Source organism: Micromonospora vinacea (assembly GCF_015751785.1).
GTDB classification, from domain to species: Bacteria; Actinomycetota; Actinomycetes; order Mycobacteriales; family Micromonosporaceae; genus Micromonospora; species Micromonospora vinacea.
Genome location: NZ_JADOTY010000001.1, coordinates 3,487,160 through 3,511,809, shown reverse-complemented (window position 1 = coordinate 3,511,809; position 24,650 = coordinate 3,487,160). Strand labels below are relative to the sequence as shown.

The following is a 24,650-nucleotide window of genomic DNA, read 5'->3' as shown; positions in this document are numbered from 1 at the left end:
CACGCACGCGGGCTGCGGAGACGGTTGACAGGGAGGCGAACGTCATTCCGGTCAGCGCGCCTCGGCGCCGACCCGGGTGAGCGCGTCGAGCAGGAACACCTCGGTGCCGGCCAGGCCGGTGGAGCAGAAGACGGAGATCTGGTCCGCGGTGGTCCGGCCGGGGACCGCCCCGGCCAGGATGCCGCCCAGGTCGCGCAACCGCCCGGCGTACGGGGGTGTGGCCGCGAGCATCGGCGGTTGGTAGTCCGCCGCCTGGGCCGGTGAATCGGTGACCAGCAGGTCGGCGGTGTCCAGCAGGTCGGTGCCGAACTCGCTGCGGTCGCGCTGCTTGAAGCCGACCGCGTTGACGTGCGTGCCGGGGCTGAGGTCGGCGGCGCAGAGCACCGGGGTCGGGCTGGTGGTCGCCAGCACCACCAGGTCACGCCCGGCGACGGCCGAGCCCGGGTCGGCCACCACACGGGCCGGCACACCCAGTTCGGCACGGACCCGGGCGGCGAAGGCCTCCCGGCGGGCGGCGGAGCGGCTGTGCACCACCACCTCGCGCAGCGGACGGACCGCGGCGGCTGCCCACACCTGGGTCCACGCCTGCCGGCCGGAGCCGATCACCCCGAGGGTGGCGGCGTCGGGACGGGCCAGCGCGTCGACAGCGAGGCCTCCCAACCCTCCGGTACGACGGGAGCCCAACTCCTCGCCGACCGCGACGGCCCGGATCGCCCCGGTCCGGGCGTCGTGCAGCACGACCAACTGCTCGCCCTGCGGATGGCCGAAGGTGTCGTACGAGCGGAAGCCGTACCACTCGCCGACCAGGTGCCCGGCGGTGAGCACCATCCGCCCGCCGCCCAACGGTGCGGCGGCCCGGGGAGGCGCGATCAGGCGTCCCTCGTACGCGGCCAGGAGGGCGGCGCGCATGGCGTCGACAGTGGTGGCGGCGTCCAGCGCGGCGGCGACCTCCGGGTCGGCGTAGAGCATGGTCATGCTGGCGATACTGCAAGTTGAAGTCAGGTAGAGGTCAACGGACCGTGGCGGTGGTCACCGCCCCGCCACCGGGGTCGGTGCTAGCGTCGGCACCGGCGGCCGGATGCTCGTGGCCGCTCCGGACGAGTGGTGGGCGTACCCGGTCAGGCCAAGACGCCCCGCGTGACGTGCAGACTCGACTCGTCCCGGCGCGGCAGCCCGGGCGCTTCCGGTGAGGTGAACGATGGCCTGGCTCGTACTGGTGATCTCGGGACTGTTGGAGACGGCCTGGGCGATCGCCCTGGACCGCAGCGCCGGTTTCAGCCGGCTGGTCCCGTCCGTGGTGTTCGTGGTGACCCTGCTGCTGAGCATGGCCGGGCTGTCGTACGCGCTCCGGGACATCCCCGTCGGCACCGGCTACGCGGTCTGGGTCGGCATCGGCGCGGTCGGCACGGCGCTGGTCGGGATGCTGGCGCTCGGCGAGTCGGCGAGCCTGCCCCGGATCCTCTGCCTCCTGCTGGTGGTCGCCGGCGTGATCGGTTTGAAGATCTTCCACTGAGTTGCCCCGTCGGCAGGCGTGACCAGCGCCCACAGTGGGTAGTGATCGATTCGTCACGACAGGCTCTCACCCGGAGGAAGACATGGCCGACATGCCGAGCACCGCCCGTCCCCGCAGCAACGCCGCCCGCATCCTCACCATCGTGGGCTTCGTCTTCGCGGTCCTGGCCCTGCTGCTCAACCCGATCATCTTCGGCGTGCTCGGCGTCATCGCGGGCGTCGTCGGCGCGGTGCTCGGTGACAAGCCGCTGGGCTGGTACGCCGCCGCGGCCAGCGTCGTCGCCGCGATCATCAGCCTGGTGATCTTCTCCGCGCTGATCAACAACTGACCACTCCCCCGTCGCGGGCCCGCCGGATACCGGCGGGCCCGTCGTGCGTCCGGGGTCGACTGTCGTTCAGTCCACGTCGCCGCGCAGGCCGGCCAGGACCTCGTCCAGCTCGTCCGGTTTGACCAGCACGTCGCGCGCCTTCGACCCCTCGGACGGCCCGACCACTCCCCGGGTCTCCATCAGGTCCATCAGGCGGCCCGCCTTGGCGAAACCGACCCGCAGCTTGCGTTGCAGCATCGAGGTGGAGCCGAACTGCGAGGTGACCACCAGCTCCACCGCCTGCACCAACAGGTCCAGGTCGTCGCCGATGTCCTCGTCGATCTTCTTCTTGTTCTCCTGCGCAGGGGCCAGCACGTCCTTGCGGAACTCCGGCTCACGCTGGTCCTTGCAGAACTTCACCACGTCGGCGATCTCGCGCTCGGTGACCCAGGCGCCCTGGATGCGGACCGGCTTGGAGGCGCCCATCGGCAGGAAGAGCCCGTCACCTCGGCCGAGCAGCTTCTCCGCGCCCGGTTGGTCGAGGATGACCCGGGAGTCCGCCAGGGAGGAGGTGGCGAACGCCAGCCGGGACGGCACGTTCGCCTTGATCAGACCGGTCACCACGTCGACCGAGGGGCGCTGGGTGGCCAGCACCAGGTGGATGCCGGCGGCCCGGGCCAACTGGGTGATCCGGACGACCGAGTCCTCCACGTCGCGCGGCGCGACCATCATCAGGTCGGCCAGCTCGTCCACGATCACCAGCAGGTACGGGTACGGACGCATCTCGCGTTCGCTGCCCGGCGGGGCCTTGATCTCGCCGTTGCGGACCTTGCGGTTGAAATCGTCGATGTGCCGCACCCCGTTGGCGGCGAGGTCGTCGTAGCGCATGTCCATCTCGCGGACCACCCAGTCCAGCGAGTCGGCCGCCTTCTTGGCGTTCGTCACAATCGGGGTGACCAGGTGCGGGATGCCCTCGTAGCCGGTCATCTCGACCCGCTTCGGGTCGATCAGCAACAGCCGTACCTCGTCCGGGGTGGCCCGGGTGAGGATGGAGACCAGCAGGGTGTTGAGGCAGCTCGACTTGCCTGCGCCGGTGGCGCCGGCGATCAGGATGTGCGGCATCTTGGCGAGGTTGGCCACCACGTAGCCGCCCTCGATGTCCTTGCCGAGCGCCACCACCATCGGGTGGTGGTCACTGGTCGCCGCCCGCGAGCGCAGCACGTCGCCGAGGGCGACGTTCTCCGGGTCGGTGTTCGGGATCTCCACGCCGACGGCGCTCTTGCCCGGGATCGGACTGAGGATCCGCACGTCCGGCGACTTCACCGCGTACGCGATGTTGCGGGACAGTTGGGTGATCCGCTCGACCTTGACCCCGTGCCCCAGCTCCACCTCGTAGCGGGTGACGGTCGGGCCGCGGGTGAAGCCGGTGACCGCGGCGTCCACGTCGAACTGGTCGAACACGCCGGTCAGCGCGGCGATCACCTCGTCGTTGGCCTTGCTGCGGGTCTTCGCGGCCGCCCCGGCGCTGAGCATGTTGGCCGGCGGCAACGTGTAGTCCCCGGCCAACCCGGTCAACGCGAGCTGCTCGGCCCGGGTCGGGGCGGGTGAGTGCTCCGGCGGGTCGACCGGCGGCTTGCGGCTCGCCGGCACCTTCGCCGGAGACTTGCGCGGCAGCACCATGGTCTCCTGGAGGTCCGCGCCCTCCAGGTCCTCGAAGTCGTCCGGGTCCAGTGGCGCGGGCATCCGCTTCGGCTGCCGCTTGCGCGCCGGCTTGGCGGCCGGTTCGTCCGTCTCCTCGTCGGCCTCCGGTGCGCTGACCAGCCCACCGGCGAGCAGGCCCAGCCGCTCGGGGATCTTGTTGATCGGCGTCGCGGTCACCACGAGCAGACCGAAGAGCAGCAGCAGGATGAGCAGCGGCACCGCCACCCAGGCGGTCACGGCCCGCTCCAGCAGCCCGCCGACGCCCGCGCCGACCAGGCCACCGGCGAAGTCACGCTCCAGCGTGTCGGCCGGGTTCTGACCGATCTGGAGCAGCGCGGCGGTCGACACCAGCAGCGAACCCCAGCCGATCAGCCCACGGCCCCGGTGCTCCGGATCCGCCGGCTGACGCATCAGCCGCCACGCCCCGATCATCAGCAGCACCGGTACGACCACCGAGATCGCGCCCAGGAACAGCCGGATCGTGTCGGCAAGTTGTGCGCCCACCGGCCCCGCCCCGGACAGCCAGAGCGCCACGGCGGAGAGCAGGGCGAGCCCGAACATGAGCAGGCCCGCGCCATCGCGACGGTGCTCCGGGTCGAGGTCGCGGGCCGAGGCGGCCTGCCGGCCGGCGGCGCGCACCGCCCAGCCCATGCCGTGCGCCAGCCCCATCCACAGTGCACCGACCGCACGGCCGACGTAGACCGCCGGGCTGGGCCGGGGCGGCGTGGTGCGACGTCGGACCGGTGCCCGGGTGGTCTTCTTCGCCGGTTGACGGGCACGACTGTTGGTGCCACCGCGCGGCGACGCGCCGCGCCGCCGGCTCGCCTGAGAGGTACGGCCCGCCATAGAGTCACGGTAACGGTGGGGCCGGGCAGAACCCCGCTTTTCCGGGTCGTGTCCGCGCGTCGTAACACGAACCCCACCGCCGGTCGTGATATCCGCCTCAGAAGGGATGCCCCATGGCGTCGCCGGAGATCGAGGGTGATCCGGACGATCCGCTGGCCGGCCACCCTGGCGCACTGCGTCCGCTGACCGGCGAACTGGTCGCCGCGGTGCTCGCTGCCCGCGGCCGGTCCGCCGACCCGACAGTGGACGGCGAGCTGGTGGGCAACTTCGACGACAACCTGATCTGGTTCCTCCGCGTCGGCGGCGACGGGGAGCTGCTCCAGATCCGCACCATGGTCGATCCGACCTTCGGCATCGAACGGGTGCCCGACCTGTACGCGTTCTGCAACTCCTGGAACCACGACCGGCTCTGGCCGAAGGCGTTCGTGCACGTCGACGACAACGGGCGGGCCCGGGTGTACGGAGAGGTGATCACCGACCTGGAACGCGGCGTGACCCCACACCAGCTCGACCAACTGCTCGACTGTGGCATCTCCACCGGCTGCCAGCTGGCCGTGGCGGTCCGCCGACTGCCCGGCGCGGTGCCGTCGTGACCGGCCGGGACGAGTTCACCGGCAGCCGCACCGGCACGCCACCCACCGGCACCGGTGACCGCCCGGGGCGGGGCCGCATACCGGCGTTGGAGGCCGCGCTCGCCGACGCCCGGGACCTCCCCGACGGCCCGGCGCGGCAGGTGGCCCTGGAACGGCTCGCCGAGCGCGCCGACGCGGCCGGCGACGTCCGGTCCGGGATGGACGCGCGGTTCGCGCTGATCGAGGCGTACCTGCTGCACGGGGAGCGGTGGCGTCTGGTCGAGCCGGTCCGGCGCTGCCGGGCCGCCGCCGACCACCGGCCCGACCTGCTCACCGACCCGGAGACCGGGCTGCTGCTGCGCTACCAGCGGTACGCGGTGGAGGCGCTGCTCGGCACCCCCCGGGTGGGGCTGGACCAGACCCGGTCCCTGCTGCACGACCTGGCCCACCGGGTCGGCGCGGACGGTCCGGACACACCGACCGTCGCGGAGCTGCACTGCCGCATCGCCGACCACCTGGGCGACGAGCCCACCGCCCGGCACTGGTACGAGCGATGGGCCGGCAAACGGCCCGGCCCGGCCGGCGGCTGCCCGGGCTGCGCCTCGGCCCGGCGCGCCGAGCTGCTGGCCGGCTGGGGCGAGTGGACCGCGGCGCTCACCGAGCTCGCGGAATCCGACGGCGACCCGCGGTCCTGCACCGACCAGCCCGAGCGGGACCTGGTCGCCGGTCTACTGCCGGCACTGCGCACCGGCGAGTCGGCGCGCGCGGCGGCGGCACACGTGCGGGCGTACCGCCGACACCGGCACGAGCGTGCGGCGTTCCCGCACCTCGCCGCGCACCTGCGGTTCTGCGCGCTGGGCGGGCACCTGGAACGCGGGCTGGCCATTCTGGCCGAGCAGCTGCCCCGGTTGGACCGGCCGACCGACGACCTCGCCGCGATGGAGTTCGCCGCCGCCGGGGCACTGGTCTGCGGGCTGGCCGCCGACGCCGGGCTGGGCGGGCGGACGATGCCCCGCCCGGCGTACGGCGAGCGGACGGCCACCGAGGTGGACGTCGACACGCTCGGGGCGCTGCTGCTCGGGGTGGCCAGCGAGCTGGCCGGCAGCTTCGACGCGCGCAACGGCACCGGGCACCACTCCGGACGGATGGCCGCCTGGCTGGCCGAGCGCCCGCTCGCGGCACCCGTTCCGTTGCCCACCGACGACGAACCCGACGGGCTCGACGAGCCCGACACCGACCACTCCGACGCGGAGGCCGAGGCCGAACTGGGTGAACGCGAGCTGTCGGCGCTGTCCCTCGCCATGATCACCGCGATCCTGGACGGGCGCGGCGACAAGTACCTGATGGACGAGGGCGGCACCGTGGTCGGCCACTGGGAGGGTGCGGTGATCCAGTTCCGGCGGGCCGGTGAACGCGGTGAGGTGTTGCACGCCCGCGCCATGGCCAACCGCCGGCTGCCGGCGGCCCGCCGCGCCGAGGCGTACGCCTTCTGCAACGCGTGGAACCACGACCGGCTGCTGCCCAAGGCGTACGCGCACGACCTCGGCGACGAGTTGGTGCTGGCCGGCGACGTGGCCACCGACCTGGCGCACGGGGTCGCCCCGGCGCAGCTGCGGATCCTCATGGACGCCGCCATCGCCACCGGCGTCGCGTACGCCGAGGCCGTCGCCGCCCTGCCCTGACCTCCCGGGTACGGCGGACGCCGGCCCACCCCGTTCGGGTGGACCGGCGTCAGCGGGAGTTGCTCAGACCTCGACGACGGTGGGCACGATCATCGGCCGGCGACGGTACTTGTCGTTGACCCACCGCCCCACGGTCCGCCGGACGATCTGCTGGAGCTGGTGCGGGTCGGTGATGCCGTCCGCCGCGGCCCGGTTGAGCGCCTCGGTGACCAGCGGCACCACCGGGTTGAACGCCTCCGGGTCCTCGGAGAAGCCCTTCGCGGAGAGCGTCGGGCCGGCGACCACCTTGCCGGTGACCGAGTCGACGACAACGGTCGTGGCGATGAAACCGCCGTCACCGAGGATCCGCCGTTCGGTGAGCAGCGACTCGCTGACGTCACCGACGGCGAGGCCGTCCACGTAGACGTACCGGCTCTTCACGTGCCCGACCAGGCTGGCGCGGCCCTCGACCAGGTCGACGACGTCGCCGTCCTCGCAGAGCACCACCCGGTCGGCGGCGACCCCGGATTCGATGCCGAGCCGGGCGTGGGCGCGCAGGTGACGCCACTCGCCGTGCACCGGCATCAGGTTGCTGGGCCGGACCACGTTGAGCAGGTAGAGCAGTTCCCCGGCGGGGGCGTGCCCGGAGACGTGCACCTTGGCCACGTCCTTGTGCACGACCACCGCGCCGGCCCGAGCGAGCCGGTTGATCACCCGGTAGACCGAGGTCTCGTTGCCCGGCACCAGCGACGAGGCCAGCACGACGGTGTCACCGGGGGCGATGGTGATGTGCCGGTGGTCGCCGCTGGCCATCCGGCCCAGGGCGCTCATCGGCTCACCCTGGGACCCGGTGGACATCAGCACGATCTCATCCGGCGGCAGCGTGGTCGCCTCGTCGATGCTGATGACCAGGCCGGCCGGGATGTTGAGCAGGCCGAGGTCCCGGGCGATGCCCATGTTGCGGACCATGGACCGGCCGATCAGCGCGACCTTGCGGCCGTGTTCGGCGGCGGAGTCGAAGACCTGCTGCACGCGGTGCACGTGCGAGGCGAACGAGGCCACGATGATCCGGCCCTTGGCCTTCGCGAAGATCGAGTCGAGCACCGGCCCGATCTCCCGCTCCGGGGTGACGAAGCCGGGGATCTCCGCGTTGGTGGAGTCGGACAGCAGCAGGTCGACGCCTTCGGCGCCGAGCCGGGCGAAGCCGGCCAGGTCGGTGATCCGACCGTCCAGCGGCAGCTGGTCCATCTTGAAGTCGCCGGTGTGCAGCACCAGGCCGGCGGGGGTCCGGATGGCCACCGCGAGGGCGTCCGGGATCGAGTGGTTGACCGCGAAGAACTCACACTCGAACGGGCCGAGCCGCTCGCGGCCGCCCTCCCGCACGGTAAGCGTGTACGGCTGGATGCGCCGCTCGGCCAACTTCGCCTCGACCAGGGCGAGGGTGAACTGTGAGCCGACCAGCGGGATGTCGGGCTTGTGGGCGAGCAGGTACGGCACCGCGCCGATGTGGTCCTCGTGACCGTGCGTCAGCACGATCGCCTGCACGTCGGCCAGCCGGTCCAGGATCGGACCGAAGTCGGGCAGGATCAGATCCACACCCGGCTGCTCGACGTCGGGGAACAGGACCCCGCAGTCGACGATCAGCAACTTGCCGTCGTACTCGAAGACGGTCATGTTCCGACCGATGGCGCCGAGCCCGCCGAGCGGGATGATCCGCAGGCCACCTTCCGGCAGCGGCGGGGGTAGTTCCGCCTCGATGTGCGCCTCGGTCACGCGTCCACCTCATTCTGCGACGCCGTCACTCGGCGCCCATCGTGTCGTTCGTTCATTCGGGCAGCTCCAGGCCCGCTGCCGCGAAGTCCGCGCGCAGCTGGGCGATCTCGTCGTCGGTGGCGTCCACGAGCGGGGGCCGCACCGGGCCGGCCGGCAGGCCCAGCGACGCCAGGCCCGCCTTCACCAGGATGGTGCCCTGGGTACGGAAGATGCCGGTGAACAGCGGCAGCAGCCGCCGGTGCAGGGCCAGCGCGGTCGGCATGTCCCCCGCGTCGTACGCCTCGATCATCTGTGCGGTCAGCGCCCCGGTGAAGTGCGTCGAGGTGCCGACCACGCCCACGGACCCGACGGCCAGCGCCGGCAGGGTGAGGGCGTCCTCGCCGCAGTAGAAGGCGAGGGCGGTCCGGCTGGTGACCCAGCTGGTGGCGGTCAGGTCGCTCTTGGCGTCCTTGACCGCGACGATCCGGCCGTGCTCGGCGAGCCGGACCAGCGTCTCGGTGTCGATCGGTACGCCCGAGCGGTGCGGGATGTCGTACAGCATCACCGGCAGGCCGCTGGCGTCGGCCACCGCTGTGAAGTGGCGCAGCAACCCACTCTGCGGCGGCTTGTTGTAGTACGGGGTGACCACCAGCAGGCCGTGCGCACCCGCCTTCTCGGCGGCGGCGGCCAGCTCGATGGTGTGCCGGGTGTCGTTGGTGCCGACGCCCGCGACCACCTTGGCGCGGTCACCGACGGCCTCCACCACGGCCCGGATCAGGTGCTCCTTCTCCGCGTCGGTGGTGGTCGGCGACTCGCCGGTGGTGCCGTTGACCACCAACGCGTCGTTGCCCTGCTCGTCGACCAGGTGGCTCGCCAGCCGGGCGGCGCCGTCGAGATCGAGGGAACCGTCGGGGGTGAACGGGCTCACCATGGCGGTGAGCATCCGGCCGAAGGGGCGGGACGCCGGTCGGGCCGCGGCGTCGAGGTGGTCGTGCGTCATACCCTCCAACCTAGCGGACGACCAGCCGGGGCCCGTCGGGGAAGGGCTCAGGACGCCTCGTGCGGGCTGGCCGCCACTTCGGTGCCGTCCGGCAGCGTGGAGATCACGAAGTCGGCGAACACGTTCGGGGCGACGCCCTGGAGCTGGCGAAGGCACTCCACGGCCAGCTCACGGATCTCCACGTCGGCGTGCTCGGTGGCCCGCATCGCGACGAAGTGCCGCCAGGCCCGGTAGTTGCCGGAGACCACGATCCGCGTCTCGGTGGCGTTGGGCAGCACCGCCCGGGCCGCCTGCCGGGCCTGCTTGCGGCGCAGCGTCGGGTTCGGCTCGTCGGAGAAGCGCTGCTCCAGGCCCTCCAGCAACTCGGTGTACGCCCGAACGCTCGCCTCGGCGGCCTCCACGAACTTCTTGTGCAGCTCCGGGTCGTCGGCGATGACGGCCGGCTCGACCATGGCCGCGTCCCGCTCCGGGACGTACCGCTGAGAGAGCTGGGAGTACGAGAAGTGCCGGTGCCGGATCAGCTCGTGGGTGAAGGAGCGGGACACCCCGGTGAAGTAGAAGGTGACCGACCCGTGCTCCAGCACGCTCAGGTGACCCACTTCGAGGATGTGCGCCAGGTAGCCGGCGTTGGTGGCGGTCGCCGGGTTCGGCTTCTTCCACGACTGGTAGCAGGCCCGGCCGGCGAACTCGGCGAGCGCCTGGCCACCCTCCGCGTCGGTCGACCACGGCACGTCGTCCGGGGCCGCGAATTGGGTCCACGCGATCAACTTGACCTGGGGCTGCACCATGTCCGGCATTCCTGGGACTTTAGTGGTGGGGTGCCGCCCGGCCCAACTCAGGCGCGCCCCGTGCAATGTCGATCACTCAGCAGCGGTGAAGTCGCCGAAACCCCGGGCGAGGTCCGGGGCTTGGGGCCCGGGGCTTGGGGTCGGGCGCTTGGGATCCCGGGCCCGGGCGTGGGGTCCCGGGCCCGGCGTCCGGCGCCCGGCGTCCGGCGCCCGGCGTGATCGTTGTCGAGGCCGGGGCGGACAGTCCCATCGGCGTCCTTTGGAGCTGAATCGTTTGCGACATCAGCCCGACGGATGGGGCTCTCCATCAGGCACGTCTCTCTGCGGAGGATGGGCCCTCCCAACCCGACGAGCGTGGCCCGAGCCTCGCCCAGGCGTCCAAGCGCCCCGAACAATTCAAGCGCGACCCGAGCGACCCGGCAGCCGCTTCCGCCCGCAAGATCGCGCAACATCCCGGATGTAGTGGGATCCGCCGCGCCCGACACCACTACATCCAGGATCGAGCACGATCTTGGGGCGAAATGCGTCGGCCGCGGTGCGCCGCGAGGCGTGGGCGTCCGGCTGCCTACTGGGTGATCGACTCGCGTTCCTGCAAGTCGGGGTATCCGGGTCGGGTGGATGGCCCGGTTTCCTGAATGCCGAGTCGGGCATGAAGTGGCGGCGGAGGAGGCCCGTGATGTCGTAAACGAATCAGCTCCAAAGGACGCCGAACAGAGCATGCCGGCCGAGCCCCGCATCGCGCGCCGGCGCACTCGGTTACCAGCGAGGCGGGGGCGGCAGTCGGCGGCAGGGCGGTCAGACGTAGAGCGACGTGAACGGCGCCCAGGGCAGGTTGCGGAGCACCGAGAAGGCCAGCCACGCGGCCAGGAAGCCGCCGATGACCTTCGAGCTGATCCGCAGTTCGGGCAGTCGCCAACCGAACGCCTGGCTGCCGGCCCAGGCCACGAAGAGGTACGCGAGGAACGGCAGCGCGAAGATGAAGACGAAGTGGTGCCGGGCGGCGGCCGGCAGGTCACCGTGCAGCACGTACCAGAGTGCGCGGGTGCCACCACAGCCCGGGCAGTCCAGCCCGGTGGTCAACTTGAGCAGGCAGGTGGGCGCGGCGTCCGGGTCGGCGTGGGTCGGGTTGCTGAGCAGCGCGTAGCTCATGCCGATGGCGACGCAGCCGAGCGCGGCCAGCGGCACCGCCCAGCGCGGGGATCGTTCGTAGAGCCGCAGCACGAACCGGGTGAGCCGGTCCGGCTCAGGAGCCGCATAGCCACCAGGCGGGGTCGTCGGCCAACCCTCCGGCGCCGAGCCACCGAAAGCCGCGCCACCGGGACCAGAGCCACCAGGACCCGCGCCACCGGGACCGAACCCACCGGGACCCGCGCCGCTGGGAACAGAGTCCGCGGGCGCCGTGTGGACCGCCCCGGGGGCGGGCTGCGGCTGGTCGACCGGTCCGGGAGCGCTCGTCACGCGCTCACGGTACACCGGACACGCCGGCCAACGCGGCGGTGAGCGGACCGGCCAGGTCGCCGGCGGCGGGCGGTGCCACCGCGTCCAGGCCGAGCCAGCCGGCGAGCCGGTACAGCTCGGCGGCGAGCGCCACCGCGGTCTCCCCCGGGTCGGCGCCGGGTTCGAGCCAGGCGGCCGGGACGAGCAGCACCCCGGCCTTGCGATCGGCCTTCAGATCGACCCGGGCGGTGAACCGGTCGCCCTGTAGGAATGGCAACACGTAGTAGCCGTAGACCCGCTGTGGTGCCGGGACGTAGATCTCGATCCGGTAGTTGAAGCCGAACAGCCGCTCGGTGCGGGCCCGTTCCCAGATCAGCGGATCGAAGGGGCTGACCAGTGTGTTGCCCCGCACCCAGCGGGGCAGCCGGGCGGACGCGTGCAGCCAGGCGGGCTGGCGCCAGCCCGCCACGGTGACCGGCACCAGCTCACCGGCCTCGGCCAGCTCGGCGACGGCCTGCCGGGCACCGGCCAGCGGCAACCGGAAGTAGTCGCGCAGCTCCGGCTCCGCGGCCACCCCGAGCGACCGTGCCGCGAGGGCCACCAACGTGCGGTACGCCTCGGCGTCGGTCGGGGTGGGTGCGGCCAGCACCGCCGCGGGCAGCACCCGCTCGGGCAGGTCGTAGCGGCGCGCGAAGGAGGTGCTGCGCTCGGCGGCGGCCACCTCCCCGGCCCAGAACAGGAACTCCAACGCCCGCTTGACCGCCGACCAGTTCCACCCCCAGTTGCCGGTCTCCCGGGGCGCGTCGTGCTCGATCTCGGCGGCGGTCAGCGGCCCCCGGGCGGCCACCTCGTCCCGGACCCAGGCGACCAGTTCCGGCTGCTCCTGGGCGATCCGCCGCATGCCGCCCCAGGATTCGCTGTGCGCGCGGGCCATCCGCCAGCGCAGCATCGGGTGCAGCTCGACGGGGACCAGCGACGCCTCGTGGCCCCAGTATTCGAACAGCTCGCGCGGGCGTCGGTAGGCGGCCTGGTCGAGCAGGGTGGTCGGGTAGGGCCCGAGTCGGCTGTAGAGCGGCAGGTAGTGCGCGCGTTGCAGCACGTTGACCGAGTCCATCTGGATCAGCCCGACCCGGCCCAGCACCCGACGGAGGTGCCGGCGGGTGGGCACGCCCGTCGGCGCCGGGTCGGCGAAGCCCTGGGCGGCGAGCGCCGCGCGGCGGGCCTGGGCGAGCGAGAGTGATTCCGGTGCGGTCATCGTCGGCGACCTTAATTCATCGGTACGACGCCGGTGCGGGAAGCTGGACGTGACGACCAACGAGGCATAGAACGGTGCAATGCTGACCATCCGTCGGGAGGAGCCGGACGACGCCGAGGCGGTCGCCCGGGTACACGTACACGGCTGGCAGGCGGGCTATGCCGGCTTCATGCCGGACGAGGTGCTCGGACGGCTCAACGTGGTGGCCTGGGCGCAGCGTCGCCGCGACGTCGGCACCGCCGACCTAGAGCACCCGTTCACCACTCTGCTCGGCGAGGTGGACGGGTCGGTCGTGGGTTTCACCACTTTCGGGCCGTACCGCCGCAACCAGGACCGGGACGACCTGGACCCGACGGTCGGCGAGGTGGTGGCGCTCTACGTGGAGCCGGCCTACTGGGGTGACGGGACCGCCGCGGCGTTGCTGGACGCCGCCCGGATCGGGCTCACCGAGCGGGGCTGGGCCGGGTACCGGGCGTGGGTGCTGGCGGACAACCGGCGGGCCCGGCGGTTCTGCGAGCGGGCCGGCCTGTCACCGGACGGTGAGGAGTCGACCTACCAGGTGCCGTTGGCCGGTGGGGGCCCGCCGGTCGGGCTGGTCGAGCTGCGGTACGCCGGACGCCTCGACCGTTGAACCGTCCGGGGTCAGCCACCGGCGGATCGGCAGGAAGGCCAGCAGCGCCAGACTGACCCACACGTAGGCGTTGCTGCCCAGGAAGCCGTCGACGCCGGTGAAGTCCTTCTCCCAGAGCCAGACGGTCCGGCTGATCAGCAGCGCGTACCCGATGGTCGCGGCGACCAGCAGGACCTGCCGGCGGCGGCCGGCCGGCGCGGCCATCGCGTTGTCGACCAGCAAAATCAGCGCGGGCAGCAGCCAGACCAGGTGGTGCACCCAGGTGACCGGGCTGACCAGGCACATCACCGCGCCGGTCAGCGCCAGGCCGGTCGCCTCGTCGCCGGCCGCGACGGCGGCCCGGGACCGCCAGGCCCAGAGCGCCAGGGTGCCGAGCACCAGCAGCAGCCACAGCAGGGTGCTCGGGTGCTCCGGGTCGAGCCGGGCGACCACCCCGCGCAGCGACTGGTTGGAGACGAAGGCCAGCTCACCCACCCGCCCGGTGTTCCACAGCGCCTCGGTCCAGAACTCCCGGGACGCGTCGGGGAAGAGCGCCGCGGCCAGCAGCGACACAGCGGCGGCCGTACCGCTGGCGGTGAGCGCCGCCCGCCACCGACCGGTCACCAGCAGGTAGACGATGAACACGCCAGGGGTCAGTTTGATCGCCGTGGCGAGGCCGATGCCCACCCCGGTCCACCGGTTGCCGGCCGGAAGCAGCCGCAGCAGGTCCACGGCCACCAGGAAGAGCAGCAGCGTGTTGACCTGGCCGAAGTTGACCGTCTCCCGCATCGGCTCGAACGCGGCGGCCAGGCAGAGCGCCACGGCGAGGGCGAACCACCGGGTCCAGCCGGCGCGGCGGGCGATCGGGTCGACCAGCCACCAGATCAGCACCGTGGTGGTGGCCACGCTGGCGAGCACGCTCACCACGATCGCCGCCGTCCACGGCAGGTACGCCATCGGCAGCATGACCAGCGCGGCGAACGGCGGATAGGTGAAGCCGTACTGGGTGCCCGGCTTGAGGTAGTCGTAGATCTCCCCGCCGTCGTGCACCCACCACGTCAACGCGCCGTAGTAGACCTTCAGGTCGAAGAAGCCGTGCCGGACGGCGGCGACGGCGAGGAACCCGGCGACCGCCGCGGCGAGCACCACCACCCCGACGACCTGCGCTGTCGTCCTGTTGGCACCCTGCGCCACCGTCGTCTCCCTCGCCCTGCGTAGGCTTCCGTCCCATGGCTCTCGGGTACGTCCGCCCGGCGCGTCCCGAGGACGCCGGCGAGATCGCACGCATCCAGCTCGCGACCTGGCGGGTCGCGTACCGCCGGATCCTGCCTCGGCATGTGCTCGACAACCTGGACGAGGCGTTCCTCGCCCGGCGGTGGAGCGCCGCGGTTCTGGAGCCGCCCTCGGGCGCGCACCGGGTGCTGGTCGCCGTCGAACAGGCCGAGCAATCGTATCTGGTGGGGTTCGCCGCCTCCGGCCCGGCCGACGCCGAGGCGTTGGCCCCGGGTGAGCCGGCCGACGCGCTCGGCCCGGACGTGGCGGCGGTGACCGACCTGCTGGTCGAGCCTCGGTGGGGCCGGCGCGGGCACGGCAGTCGGCTGCTCGCCGCCGCCGTCGACCTGTGGCGGGAGGACGGGATGAGTCGGGCGGTGGCCTGGGCGTTCGACGGTGACGAGGCGACCCGCAAGTTCCTCACCAGCACGGGGTGGGAGCTCGACGGCGCGGCCCGGGCGCTGGACGTCGACGACATGCTGGTGCCTCAGGTGCGCCTGCACGTGGGCGTGCCGACCGAGAAGGTGCCGGTCGACGACGAGCCCGTTGGCTGACCCGCGCTGACGCCCGGACCGATACCGGCACGGGTCGGCGCGCCCCGGCCAGAGTGGGCGCCGATGTCCGACCGGTCGCCTACGGTCGGCCCATGAGCTCAGCCACCGCGCCGCTGTCGACGCCGACCGCCGAGGGTCACCTGGAGGAGTTCCGGGTCGAGCTGACCGGCTACTGCTACCGGATGCTCGGTTCGCTGTTCGACGCCGAGGACGCGGTGCAGGAGACTCTGCTGCGGGCCTGGCGCGGGTGGAGCGGCTTCGACGGCCGCTCCAGCACGCGCACCTGGCTGTATCGGATCGCCACCAATGTCTGCCTGGATCTGCTGAGGGGTCACCGGCGGCGGGCCCTGCCGACGGATTTCGGTGACCCGTCGCCGCCGGTGGCCCCGAGCCTCGGTGAGGCGGAGGCGGGTTGGGTGGGGCCGGCGGCGGACGCGGCGGTGCTGCCCACTGCGGATCCGGCGGAGCTGGCCGTGCTGCGGGATTCGGTCCGGTTGGCGTTCGTCGCCGCACTCCAGCACCTGCCTGCCCGGCAGCGCGCGGTGCTGATCCTGCGGGACGTGCTGAGCTGGCATGCCGACGAGGTCGCCGGTCTGCTCGAGACCAGCGTGCCCGCCGTCAACAGTGCGCTGCAACGTGCCCGGGCCACGCTGGCCGAGCGTCCCGGTGCGACGCCCGGCCCGGCCCTGGACGAGGAGCATCGCGACCTGCTGGACCGCTACGTGCGGGTGTTCGAGCGCTACGACATCGACGCTCTCGTGGGTCTGCTGCGCGAGGACGCGGTGCACAGCATGCCTCCGTACCGGATGTGGTTGTCCGGGGCGGCCGACATCGGCCGGTGGATGGCTTCCTGGCCGGCGTCCGGCTGCCAAGGTTCCCGGCTGGTGCCGGTCTCGGCCAACGGCGGTCCGGCGCTGGCGCAGTACCGCCCTGACGAGGCTGGGGGGCGGCGAGCGTTCTCCATCCAGCTCGTCGACGTCGCCGACGGCCGGATCACCCGGCTCACCCACTTCCTGGAGCCGGCGCTCTTCGCCCGCTTCGGCCTGCCCGACAGAATCGCCTGACCGTCGACCGATGAGTTCGGGGCCGGTCCGTCGTCCACCCTCCGACACCAGCCGTCACCAGAAGGGTGAGACCCATGCGGACAGCACACCCCGCAGCCGGGCGTCGGGAGTGGATTGGGCTAGCCGTGTTGGCCCTGCCCACCCTGCTGCTGGCACTCGACCTGAGCGTGCTCTACCTGGCTCTGCCGAGCCTCAGCGCGGACCTCGGCGCCGACAGCACGCAGCAGTTGTGGATCACCGATGCGTACGGTTTCCTGGTGGCCGGTTTCCTGGTCACGATGGGCACCCTGGGCGATCGGATCGGTCGTCGGCGCCTGTTGTTGATCGGGGCCGGTGCCTTCGCCGTGGTCTCGGTGGTGGCCGCCTACGCACCGAACCCGCCGCTGCTGATCGCCGCGCGGGCCCTGCTCGGTGTCGCCGGGGCCACGCTGATGCCCTCCACGCTGGCCCTGATCAGCAACATGTTCCAGATCCCGGCTCAGCGCGCGGTAGCGGTCGGGGTCTGGATGAGCTGCTTCATGGGCGGGATGGCGGTCGGGCCGGTGATCGGCGGGGTGCTGCTGGAGAATTTCTGGTGGGGCTCGGCGTTCCTGCTGGGTGTGCCGGTGATGGCGGTGTTGCTGGTGGTCGCGCCGCTGCTGCTTCCGGAGTTCCGCGACCCGCACCCCGGCCGACTGGACCTGGTCAGCGTCGCGTTGTCGCTCGCCACCATCCTGCCGGCGGTCTACGGCGTCAAGGAACTGGCCCGGCATGGATGGCGGCCGCTGGCCGTGCTGGCGATCGTGACCGGCCTGCTGGTCGGGGTGGTCTTCGTGCGGCGGCAGCGCCGACTGCCTCACCCGCTGCTGGACGTGGGCCTCTTCAACAACCGCACGTTCACCGCCGCACTGCTGGTGTTCCTGCTCAACGGTCTGTTGATGGGCGGCACCTTCCTGCTGGTCAGCCAGTGGCTGCAACTGGTCGAAGGGCTGACCCCGCTACGCGCCGGGCTGCTACTGGTGCCGCAGGCGGTGGCGATGATCGGCGCGACCACACTGGCTCCGTTGCTGGCCCGGCGGTTCCGACCGGGGCACGTGATGGCCGTCGGGCAACTGGTCACGGCGGCGGGCTTCCTGCTCCTCACCGGCGCGGATGGCGACCACGCCCTGTTTGTCGTCCTGGTCGCCTTCGTCGTCACCTCCGCCGGGATCGCGTTGCCGTCGGCCCTGGTCACCGACCTGATCGTCGGGTCGGCGCCACCGGAACGGGCCGGCTCGGCAGCGTCGCTCTCGGAGACCAGCGGCGAGTTGGGCATCGCCCTGGGTGTGGCGGTCCTGGGTAGCGTGGGCGCCGCCGTCTACCGCTCCGAGCTGGGTCCGGCGCTGCCCGCGGGGCTGCCCGCCGAGGCGGCGGCCCGTGCCCGCGACGGGCTGGCCGGGGCGGTGACGGTGGCCGGTGAGCTGCCGGGCGGGGTGGGCGGCCCGCTGGTCGAAGCCGCCCGGGCGGCGTACACGAGTGGGCTGGTCGTGACGGCCGCCGTGGGCGCCGTCGTGCTGCTCGGGCTGGCCGTGGTCGCCGCGTTGGCGTTCCGGTCGGTGCCGCCCTATGCGCCGGTCGGTGCCGAGCCGGCGCAGCCCGAGGAGTCCGCGCCGACCGCCACCCGACACTGACGCCCGCTGCCGACCGGTGTGGCGGCCCCGGTCGGGGCCGCCACACCGGGCCGGTCAGCCCTTGTCCGAGCCGTCGTTGGCGTCGCGGACGAAGTACCGCTGGAACACCACGAAGATGATCGCCACCGGGATGGTGGCCAGCAGCGCGGCACCGAGCTTGAGCGGGTACTGGGTGCCCTTGCCGAGCGAGCCGCTGACCAGGTCGGCCAGGCCGCGTGGCAGGGTGAACAGGTCCGGGTCCTGCACCGACACCAGGCTGTGCGGGAACTCGTTCCAGGAGCTCTGGAACGACAGGATGGTGAGGGTGATCAGCGCCGGTTTCGCCATCGGCAGCACCACCGACCAGAAGGTACGGAAGATGCTCGCCCCGTCGATCCGGGCGGCCTCCTCGACACTCACCGGGATCGACTCGAAGAACTGTTTCATGATGAACACGCCCGCCGCGTCGGCCAGCAGCGGCACCACCAGACCGGCGTAGCTGTTGTAGAGGCCGAGCTGGTTGAGCACCAGGAACTTCGGGATCAGCAGCACCACCCCGGGGACCGCCATCACCGCGATGACGGCGGCGAACAGCCCGCTGCGGCCCCGGAACCGCAGCCGGGCCAGCGCGTACCCGGCGAGCGAGTCGAAGAAGACCCGGCCGATGGTGACCAGCACCGTCACCAGCAGCGAGTTGCCCAGCCAGAGCGGGAAGTTGGTGCCGGCGAAGATCCGTTCGAAGCCGGCCAGCGTGAGCGGGTCCGGGAACGGTGACAGGGGGTTCGCCGCCGCGTCGGGTTCGGTCTTGAGCGCGTTGCCGATCTGGATGACGAACGGGTAGAGGAACACCAGCCCGAAGAAGACCAGCGTGGCGTACCCCAGGAAGCGGGTGGCCAGGGTGCGGGCCGCGCGCTCGTTGCGCCGCGCGGGCGCCGCCGCCGGGCGGTCGGTGAGCACGGCCATCTCAGGACCTCTCCGGTACGCGTCGACGCCACCAGCCGCGGCGCGGTCGGTCGGTGTCCCGCTCGGCCAGCGCCCGGCGCTGGATCAGTGTGAGCACGATGATGATCAGGAACAGCACGAAGGAGATCGCGGCGCCGGAGCCGTAGTCGAAGTCGGCGAAGGCGGTCCGGTACGACAGGTACGCCGGGGTGAGTGTGGTCTTGGCCGGGTCGCCCTGGCTCATCACGTACACCTGGTCGAAGACCTGCCAGGAGCCGATCATGCCGAGGGTGAGCACCAGGAACATGGTGGGTCTGATCATCGGCAGGGTGACGTAGCGGAAGCGCTGCCACCGGGAGGCGCCGTCGAGGTTGCTCGCCTCGTCGAGGGTGACCGGCACGTTCTGCAGGCCGGCCAGGAACATCAGCATGAACGTGCCGGAGGTGGTCCAGACGACCAACGTGATGATCGAGATCATCGCCACGCTCGGGCCGGCCAGCCAGTCCCACCAGGTCAACCCGAACGGGCCGCCGTCGGTCAGTGCCGCCGGTGGCGAGTCGACGCCGACAGCGCCGAACAGCAGGTGCAGCACGCCCCGGGAATCGGCGAACCACTCCGGGCCGTCGATCCCGACGAAGCCGAGCAGCGCGTTCACCGCGCCCGAGTTGGCGAAGAGGAAGAGAAACACCACGCTGATCGCGACCGAGCTGGTCACCGAGGGGAAGTAGAAGGCGCTGCGGAAGAAGCTCTTGCCCTTGAGCATCCGGTTGTTGACGACCAACGCCAGTCCGAGCGCGAGCACTGTCTGCGCCGGCACCACGATCGCCACGTAGTAGATGTTGTTGCGGATGCTGGTCATGAAGTCGCGGCGGGCCAGCCCGTCCTCGGTGAACAACTGGGTGTAGTTGTGCGCGCCGACGAACGGGACGTTGCCGGTGAACGGGCTGCCCTGGCCGTTCCAGTCGGTCAGGCTGACCCAGAGCGCCATCAGGATCGGCAGCAGCAGGAACAGCCCCAGAATGACGATCACCGGCGCGACGAAGAGCCAGCCGGCGAGGTTCTCGTTGCTCCGGATGCCGCCCCTGCTGCGGCGGGGGCCCGCCCCGCCCGCGGTCGCCACGGCGGTCAGTGTCTCGGTTGCCATCTTCCCTCCCTTCCTCTCTCCGGCCGACGTGCGGCGGGGCCCCGGTGGTCGCCGGGGCCCCGCCCTCACCTCAGCTGCCGCCGAGCGCGGCCTTGGCGTTCTTGTCGAAGTTCTGCAGCACGGTCTTCGGGTCGCCGTTGGCGAGCCCCTGCAGACCGGTGTCGAGGTCCTTGAGGACGCTGTCCATCTTCGGAGCGTTCACCGGGCCCTGGGCGTACGCGACGCCGTCGACGAACACCTTGTCCGCCGGGAACGCGGCGGTGTACTGGTCACGCGCCGACTGGCGGGACGGCATGACACCGAACGCCTTCGCGAAGGTCATCTGCTGCTCGCCGCTGGTCATCGCCTCGACGAACTTGATCGCCTGATCCTTGTACTTGCTCTTCGCGGCGATGCCCCAGCACTGGGTGAAGGAGAGCGTGCCCTGCCCCTTGGGGCCGGCCGGCAGCGCCACGACCTTGTACTTCACGTTCGGGAAGTCGTTCTGGAGGGCACCCTTGATCCAGTTGCCCTCGATGGTCATCACGGCCTTGCCCTTGCCGAACGCCTCACCGGACCAGCCGGAGTCGAGCTGCTTCGGGTACTTGGCCAGGCCGGTGCTGAGCATGGTCTTGACGTACTGGAGGGCGGCGAGGTTCTCCGGGGTGTCGGCGGTGGGCTGCTTGCCGTCCTTGCTCACCAGCCAGCCGCCGTTCTGCACCATGAAGGCGCCGATCCGGTCCCGGGTGTCACCGAGGGCCAGCGGGACCTGCCCCTTGGCCTTGATCTTCTGGGCGGCGGCGGTGAGCTGCTCCCAGGTCGTCGGCACGTCGGCGTCGGTCAGCCCGGCCTTGGCCCACAGTTCGGTGTTGATCTGCAGGGCCAGGGTCGAGAAGTCCTTGGGCGCGCAGTAGAGCTTGCCGTCGTACGTGAAGGCGCTGCGCAGGCTCTCGTAGAAGTCGCCCGAGTTGCTGACCTTGTCGCCGTACGGCTCGAGGGCGCCGACGCTGGCGTAGTTGGCGAACTGGGCCGCGTCCACGTAGAAGACGTCCGGCGGGGTGCCGCCGGCCAGGCCCTGGCCGAGCTGCTGGGTGAGGTCCTGCGCCGGGGTGACCGTCGCGGTGTTGCCGGAGCTGGTGGCCCACTTCGCGGCGGCGTCCTGCACGGCCTTGGTCTCGGCGTCACCGGACGAGCCGATCAGGATCTGCAGGCTCGCGGGGCCACTGGACTGGGCGGTGTCGCCGGACGAGTCGTCGAAGCCGCTGCCGCAGGCGGCGGAGCCGAGGAGGGCGACGGCGGCGAGGCCGGCCACCGCTGCCCGGGTGATTGTTCGGGGTGCCATGGTTTCTCCTGGTGGGGGGGTGGGACTACGCGGTGTGCCGCAGCGCCAACGAGGGCTGAAGCAGCACGGGGGTGGGGGTCTCGTGGTCGCCGTCGAGGACCCCGGTGAGCAGGTCCACGCAGCGGGCGGCGGCTTCGCCGAGCGGTTGGCTGACGCTGGTCAGCCCGACCGCGGCGGCCACCGGCGTGTCGTCGAAGCCGATCACCGACACGGGCGGGTCGACGCCGCGGATGGCCTGGAGGGCGCCGAGGGCGAGCGAGTCACTGGCGCAGACCACGGCGCTCGGCGCCACGTCGACCAGCAGGTCACGCATCAGGCGTTCGCCCTCGGCGATGCCGTCCTCGGTCTCCCGGTGCAGCCCGGTCGGGTCGACGCCGGCCGCGTGCAGCGCGTCGCGCCAGCCGGCGCGCCGGTCGTCGCCGACGCCGGAGCCGACCGGCCAGCCGAGAAAGGCGATCCGCCGGTGGCCGGCGTCGAGCAGGCGCCGGGTGGCCTGGGCGGTGCCGGCGGCGCCGTCCACGTCCACCCAGGGGTGCGCGTCGAGCGCGTCCCACGGGCGACCGAAGGTCACGAACGGTACGTCCCGGTCGGCGAGCCATTCGGTACGCGGGTCGCCGTACTTGGTGCCCACCAACACGAACGCGTCCAACTCGTAGGTGCCGAGCAGGTCGCCGTAGGTGGCGATCTCCCGGTCGTCGTCGGTGGCGGTGTAGAGCAGCACCCGGTAGCCGGCGGCGTCGGCGGTCTCGGTGAGGCCGTGCAGGAAGCGGTCGAGCACGGAGCCGTTGATGCCGTCGCGGGTCGGTTCGATCCGGGCGGCGATGAGGCGGGAGCGGCCGGTGCGCATCTGCCGGGCGGCCTGGTTGGCCCGGTAGCCGAGCGCGTTGATCGCGTCCTCGACCCGCTGACGGGTCTCCTGCCGCACGATGTGCGGGGCGTTGAGCACGTTGGACACCGTCTGCCGGCTGACTCGGGCGTGCCGGGCCACCGTCGCGATGGTCACCTTTTCGGCCACTTAATCCCTCTCGCCGTCTTGAACGATCCAATTTGGATAAGGCAGGATTGGATCGTTCAAGTTTCTGGAATGTTTCGCACTTTGCACCGCCAGGGGCGCGTTGTCAAGATGGCCGCCCCGCACCCCGAGGATCTGGAGCCACACCGTGACCGAACGCCAGCTGCAACCCCTCCTGCACGAGCTGGTCGGGGTGGTCTTCGCCCCGACCAGCGCGCTGGGGGACGCGACCGGGCAGATCCGCCCCACCGGCGTCCAGGGCGTCTTCCACGCCGACGCCCGGGTGCTCTCCCGCGCCGAGCTGCGGGTCGACGAACGGGAGCTCGAAGGGCTGACCCGCGGCGACGACGGCCCGCACGGCGCACACTTCGTGAGCCTGGCCCGCTGGCTCGGTGACACCACCCCCGACCCCACCGTCCGCGTCGACCGACTCCGGCGGGCCACCCGCAACGGCCTCACCGAGGAACTGCGGATCGCCTCCACCGCCACTGTCGACGTACAGGCCACAGTCACCGTCGACCTCGGCTGCGACCTGGCACCCATCGAGGTCGTCAAGTCCGGCGGCACCACCGACGCGCTGGCGGCCACGACCGGCCAGCCGGGCACGCTCACCTGGTCGGGCACCGGAATCACCGTCACCGTCAGCGCGCCGGGCGCCGACGTGCTCGCCGACGGCGAGCGGGCCACCACGCCCCGGCTGGTCTGGCCGGTCGACCTGCCCCCCGGCGGCGAGACCGTGCTGCGCTGGCAGGTGACAGTCGACGACCCGCGCGCCGTCGTCGTCGGCCCGGCCGGCGAGCCCGAGTGGTCCCGGCCCGAGGTGACCGCCGACGACCGACGCCTCGTCCGACTGCTCGACCGCAGCCTGGACGACCTGCGCGGCCTCCGACTGGCCGAGACCGGCGCACCCGGCGACGTGTTCCTCGGCGCCGGGGTGCCCTGGTTCCTCACCCTGTTCGGCCGGGACAGCCTCTGGGCCGCCCGGATGATGCTGCCGCTCGGCACCGACCTGGCCGCCGGCACCCTGCGCGTGCTCGCCCGTCGGCAGGGCACCCGCGTCGACCCGGCGACCGGCGAGGCCCCCGGCAAGATCCTGCACGAGCTGCGCCGCCACGCGTTCGCCCTGCCCGACAACGGCCTGCGCCTGCCGCCGGCGTACTACGGCACCGTCGACGCCACGATGCTCTGGGTCAACCTGCTGCATGACGCGTGGCGTTGGGGAATGCCCGCCGAGCAGATCGAGCCCCTGCTGCCGCACCTGGAGGCGGCGCTGCGCTGGCTCGGCGAGCACGCCGACCCGGACGGCGACGGCCTCGTCGAGTACATCGACACCACCGGCCACGGCCTGTCCAACCAGGGCTGGAAGGACTCCGGCGACGCCGTCCGCTTCCACGACGGGTCCCTGGCCACCGCGCCGATCGTGCTCGCCGAGGTGCAGGGGTACGCGCACGAGGCCGCCGTCAACGGCGCCGCCCTGCTGGACGCCTTCGGCCGGCCGGGCGCCGACCGCTGGCGCGAACACGCCGCCGCACTGGTCGGCCGGTTCCGCAAGAGCTTCTGGGTCGACGGTCGCCACGGCCCGCAACCGGCGCTGGCCCTCGACCGCGACAAGCGCCCGGTCGACTCGCTGACCAGCAACATCGGCCACCTGCTCGGCACCGGCCTGCTCGACCGGGACGAGGAGGCCCAGGTCGCGCACCTACTCACCACCGACACGATGGCCGCCGGGTTCGGGCTACGCACCATGTCCAGCGACGACGCCGGCTTCAGCCCGTTGTCGTACCACTGTGGCTCGATCTGGACCCACGACACAGCGATCGTGCTCGGCGGGCTGGCCCGCGCCGGGCACCGCGAGGCCGCGCTCGGCCTGGCCGACGGGCTGCTCAGCGCGGCCGAGGCGTTCGACTACCGGATGCCGGAGTTGTACGGCGGCGACGACCGGGCACAGGTGAGCCGCCCGGTGCCGTACCCGGCCTCGTGCCGGCCGCAGGCGTGGGCCGCGACGGGCGCGGTGCTGCTGCTCCAGGCCGCCACCGGGCTCTACCCGGACGTACCGGGCGGCACGGTCCGGCTGGCGCCCCTGGCGGGAGCGGAACTCGGCGCCGTAGCGGTCGACGGCCTCCGGGTGGCCAACACCCCGGTGCACGTCACTGTCGACAGCACCGGCGAAGCCACAGTCACCGGCCTCCCCACCCCACTGACAGTGACCCCGATCCTCCCCACCCAACGCCGCCCCACAACCCCCCTCCCCCACTAATCCCCAAACCCCGC

At 72.1% G+C, this 24,650-nt stretch carries 21 protein-coding genes and 1 riboswitch; of the genes, 9 read left to right on the top strand and 12 right to left on the bottom strand.

From position 1 onward, the window contains the following. Nucleotides 1-51: 51 nt before the first annotated feature. Complete coding sequence (locus IW249_RS16765) at nt 52-975, bottom strand: ornithine cyclodeaminase family protein (protein ID WP_196921618.1); 924 nt, start codon at nt 973-975, stop codon at nt 52-54. A gap of 92 nt (nt 976-1,067) precedes the next feature. After that, nucleotides 1,068-1,138, top strand: a riboswitch (guanidine-III (ykkC-III) riboswitch). A gap of 60 nt (nt 1,139-1,198) precedes the next feature. Between IW249_RS16765 and sugE the strand changes: the two genes are divergently transcribed. Then, entirely contained in the window at nt 1,199-1,513 is a 315-nt protein-coding gene (gene sugE, locus IW249_RS16760) for a quaternary ammonium compound efflux SMR transporter SugE (RefSeq protein WP_112586602.1), read from the top strand. Between the two features lie 82 nt (nt 1,514-1,595). After that, nucleotides 1,596-1,841 carry a hypothetical protein gene (locus IW249_RS16755; RefSeq protein ID WP_196921617.1) on the top strand — a complete coding sequence of 82 codons (246 nt, stop codon included), beginning with the start codon at nt 1,596-1,598 and terminating at the stop codon, nt 1,839-1,841. Nucleotides 1,842-1,907: 66 nt separating this feature from the next. Here IW249_RS16755 and IW249_RS16750 read toward each other — a convergent pair whose 3' ends face one another. Continuing rightward, nucleotides 1,908-4,367: an FtsK/SpoIIIE family DNA translocase gene (locus tag IW249_RS16750; RefSeq protein WP_196921616.1), complete on the bottom strand. Its 2,460-nt coding sequence runs from the start codon at nt 4,365-4,367 to the stop codon at nt 1,908-1,910. A 113-nt stretch (nt 4,368-4,480) separates the two neighbouring features. On the opposite strand from IW249_RS16750, the gene IW249_RS16745 reads away from it, so the two are divergent. Continuing rightward, nucleotides 4,481-4,960 carry a type III secretion system chaperone family protein gene (locus IW249_RS16745; RefSeq protein ID WP_196921615.1) on the top strand — a complete coding sequence of 160 codons (480 nt, stop codon included), beginning with the start codon at nt 4,481-4,483 and terminating at the stop codon, nt 4,958-4,960. Next, nucleotides 4,957-6,621, top strand: a complete 1,665-nt coding sequence (locus IW249_RS16740) for a type III secretion system chaperone family protein (protein WP_196921614.1) — start codon at nt 4,957-4,959, stop codon at nt 6,619-6,621. Before IW249_RS16745 ends, IW249_RS16740 begins: the two co-directional genes overlap by 4 nt. A gap of 63 nt (nt 6,622-6,684) precedes the next feature. Here IW249_RS16740 and IW249_RS16735 read toward each other — a convergent pair whose 3' ends face one another. From IW249_RS16735 to IW249_RS16715, 5 genes are all read right to left on the bottom strand, one after another. Then, the gene (locus tag IW249_RS16735) at nt 6,685-8,373 is read right to left on the bottom strand and encodes a ribonuclease J (protein WP_196921613.1); all 1,689 of its coding nucleotides are present in this window, start codon (nt 8,371-8,373) and stop codon (nt 6,685-6,687) included. 52 nt (nt 8,374-8,425) lie between these two features. Continuing rightward, the gene (gene dapA, locus IW249_RS16730) at nt 8,426-9,352 is read right to left on the bottom strand and encodes a 4-hydroxy-tetrahydrodipicolinate synthase (RefSeq protein WP_196921612.1); all 927 of its coding nucleotides are present in this window, start codon (nt 9,350-9,352) and stop codon (nt 8,426-8,428) included. 47 nt (nt 9,353-9,399) lie between these two features. Next, a complete protein-coding gene (gene thyX, locus IW249_RS16725) occupies nt 9,400-10,140 on the bottom strand; it encodes an FAD-dependent thymidylate synthase (protein ID WP_030336847.1) in 741 nt (246 codons plus the stop codon). A gap of 795 nt (nt 10,141-10,935) precedes the next feature. Then, a complete protein-coding gene (locus tag IW249_RS16720; protein WP_196921611.1) occupies nt 10,936-11,598 on the bottom strand; it encodes a DUF2752 domain-containing protein in 663 nt (220 codons plus the stop codon). 4 nt (nt 11,599-11,602) lie between these two features. Continuing rightward, nucleotides 11,603-12,832: a winged helix-turn-helix domain-containing protein gene (locus IW249_RS16715; RefSeq protein ID WP_196921610.1), complete on the bottom strand. Its 1,230-nt coding sequence runs from the start codon at nt 12,830-12,832 to the stop codon at nt 11,603-11,605. Nucleotides 12,833-12,911: 79 nt separating this feature from the next. Between IW249_RS16715 and IW249_RS16710 the strand changes: the two genes are divergently transcribed. After that, nucleotides 12,912-13,463 (top strand): GNAT family N-acetyltransferase, encoded by a 552-nt coding sequence (locus IW249_RS16710; protein WP_196921609.1) that lies wholly within the window; start codon nt 12,912-12,914, stop codon nt 13,461-13,463. Here the strand turns inward: IW249_RS16710 and IW249_RS16705 are convergent. Continuing rightward, entirely contained in the window at nt 13,362-14,636 is a 1,275-nt protein-coding gene (locus IW249_RS16705) for a glycosyltransferase 87 family protein (RefSeq protein ID WP_196921608.1), read from the bottom strand. The genes IW249_RS16710 and IW249_RS16705 overlap by 102 nt on opposite strands. Nucleotides 14,637-14,671: 35 nt before the next feature. Here IW249_RS16705 and IW249_RS16700 point away from each other — a divergent pair, with 35 nt between their 5' ends. The 3 genes from IW249_RS16700 to IW249_RS16690 all read left to right on the top strand — a co-directional run bounded on the left by IW249_RS16700 (nt 14,672) and on the right by IW249_RS16690 (nt 17,981). Next, on the top strand, nt 14,672-15,268 hold the full coding sequence (locus tag IW249_RS16700; protein WP_196921607.1) for a GNAT family N-acetyltransferase: 597 nt from the start codon (nt 14,672-14,674) through the stop codon (nt 15,266-15,268). 92 nt (nt 15,269-15,360) lie between these two features. After that, a complete protein-coding gene (locus IW249_RS16695; RefSeq protein WP_196921606.1) occupies nt 15,361-16,332 on the top strand; it encodes a sigma-70 family RNA polymerase sigma factor in 972 nt (323 codons plus the stop codon). 74 nt (nt 16,333-16,406) lie between these two features. Further along, the gene (locus tag IW249_RS16690; RefSeq protein WP_196921605.1) at nt 16,407-17,981 is read left to right on the top strand and encodes an MFS transporter; all 1,575 of its coding nucleotides are present in this window, start codon (nt 16,407-16,409) and stop codon (nt 17,979-17,981) included. A 54-nt stretch (nt 17,982-18,035) separates the two neighbouring features. Here the strand turns inward: IW249_RS16690 and IW249_RS16685 are convergent, their stop codons facing one another. From IW249_RS16685 to IW249_RS16670, 4 genes are all read right to left on the bottom strand, one after another. After that, on the bottom strand, nt 18,036-18,923 hold the full coding sequence (locus IW249_RS16685) for a carbohydrate ABC transporter permease (protein WP_196921604.1): 888 nt from the start codon (nt 18,921-18,923) through the stop codon (nt 18,036-18,038). A 1-nt stretch (nt 18,924) separates the two neighbouring features. Then, complete coding sequence (locus tag IW249_RS16680; protein WP_196921603.1) at nt 18,925-20,046, bottom strand: carbohydrate ABC transporter permease; 1,122 nt, start codon at nt 20,044-20,046, stop codon at nt 18,925-18,927. 70 nt (nt 20,047-20,116) lie between these two features. Beyond that, a complete protein-coding gene (locus tag IW249_RS16675; RefSeq protein ID WP_196921602.1) occupies nt 20,117-21,367 on the bottom strand; it encodes a sugar ABC transporter substrate-binding protein in 1,251 nt (416 codons plus the stop codon). Between the two features lie 25 nt (nt 21,368-21,392). Further along, nucleotides 21,393-22,382 (bottom strand): LacI family DNA-binding transcriptional regulator, encoded by a 990-nt coding sequence (locus tag IW249_RS16670; protein ID WP_196921601.1) that lies wholly within the window; start codon nt 22,380-22,382, stop codon nt 21,393-21,395. A gap of 145 nt (nt 22,383-22,527) precedes the next feature. Between IW249_RS16670 and IW249_RS16665 the strand changes: the two genes are divergently transcribed. Further along, the gene (locus IW249_RS16665) at nt 22,528-24,636 is read left to right on the top strand and encodes an amylo-alpha-1,6-glucosidase (RefSeq protein WP_196921600.1); all 2,109 of its coding nucleotides are present in this window, start codon (nt 22,528-22,530) and stop codon (nt 24,634-24,636) included. The last annotated feature ends 14 nt before the right edge of the window (nt 24,637-24,650 follow it).

Bases quoted from the DNA above. Each gene is read 5' to 3' on its own strand.
- IW249_RS16685 (WP_196921604.1), bottom strand. From the start codon at position 18,923: ATGGCCGTGCTCACCGACCGCCCGGCGGCGGCGCCCGCGCGGCGCAAC.
- IW249_RS16700 (WP_196921607.1), top strand. From the start codon at position 14,672: ATGGCTCTCGGGTACGTCCGCCCGGCGCGTCCCGAGGACGCCGGCGAG.
- IW249_RS16710 (WP_196921609.1), top strand. From the start codon at position 12,912: ATGCTGACCATCCGTCGGGAGGAGCCGGACGACGCCGAGGCGGTCGCC.
- IW249_RS16765 (WP_196921618.1), bottom strand. From the start codon at position 975: ATGACCATGCTCTACGCCGACCCGGAGGTCGCCGCCGCGCTGGACGCC.
- IW249_RS16690 (WP_196921605.1), top strand. From the start codon at position 16,407: ATGCGGACAGCACACCCCGCAGCCGGGCGTCGGGAGTGGATTGGGCTA.
- thyX (WP_030336847.1), bottom strand. From the start codon at position 10,140: ATGGTGCAGCCCCAGGTCAAGTTGATCGCGTGGACCCAATTCGCGGCC.
- IW249_RS16750 (WP_196921616.1), bottom strand. From the start codon at position 4,367: ATGGCGGGCCGTACCTCTCAGGCGAGCCGGCGGCGCGGCGCGTCGCCG.
- IW249_RS16680 (WP_196921603.1), bottom strand. From the start codon at position 20,046: ATGGCAACCGAGACACTGACCGCCGTGGCGACCGCGGGCGGGGCGGGC.
- IW249_RS16715 (WP_196921610.1), bottom strand. From the start codon at position 12,832: ATGACCGCACCGGAATCACTCTCGCTCGCCCAGGCCCGCCGCGCGGCG.
- IW249_RS16745 (WP_196921615.1), top strand. From the start codon at position 4,481: ATGGCGTCGCCGGAGATCGAGGGTGATCCGGACGATCCGCTGGCCGGC.
- IW249_RS16695 (WP_196921606.1), top strand. From the start codon at position 15,361: ATGAGCTCAGCCACCGCGCCGCTGTCGACGCCGACCGCCGAGGGTCAC.
- sugE (WP_112586602.1), top strand. From the start codon at position 1,199: ATGGCCTGGCTCGTACTGGTGATCTCGGGACTGTTGGAGACGGCCTGG.
- IW249_RS16675 (WP_196921602.1), bottom strand. From the start codon at position 21,367: ATGGCACCCCGAACAATCACCCGGGCAGCGGTGGCCGGCCTCGCCGCC.
- IW249_RS16755 (WP_196921617.1), top strand. From the start codon at position 1,596: ATGGCCGACATGCCGAGCACCGCCCGTCCCCGCAGCAACGCCGCCCGC.
- dapA (WP_196921612.1), bottom strand. From the start codon at position 9,352: ATGACGCACGACCACCTCGACGCCGCGGCCCGACCGGCGTCCCGCCCC.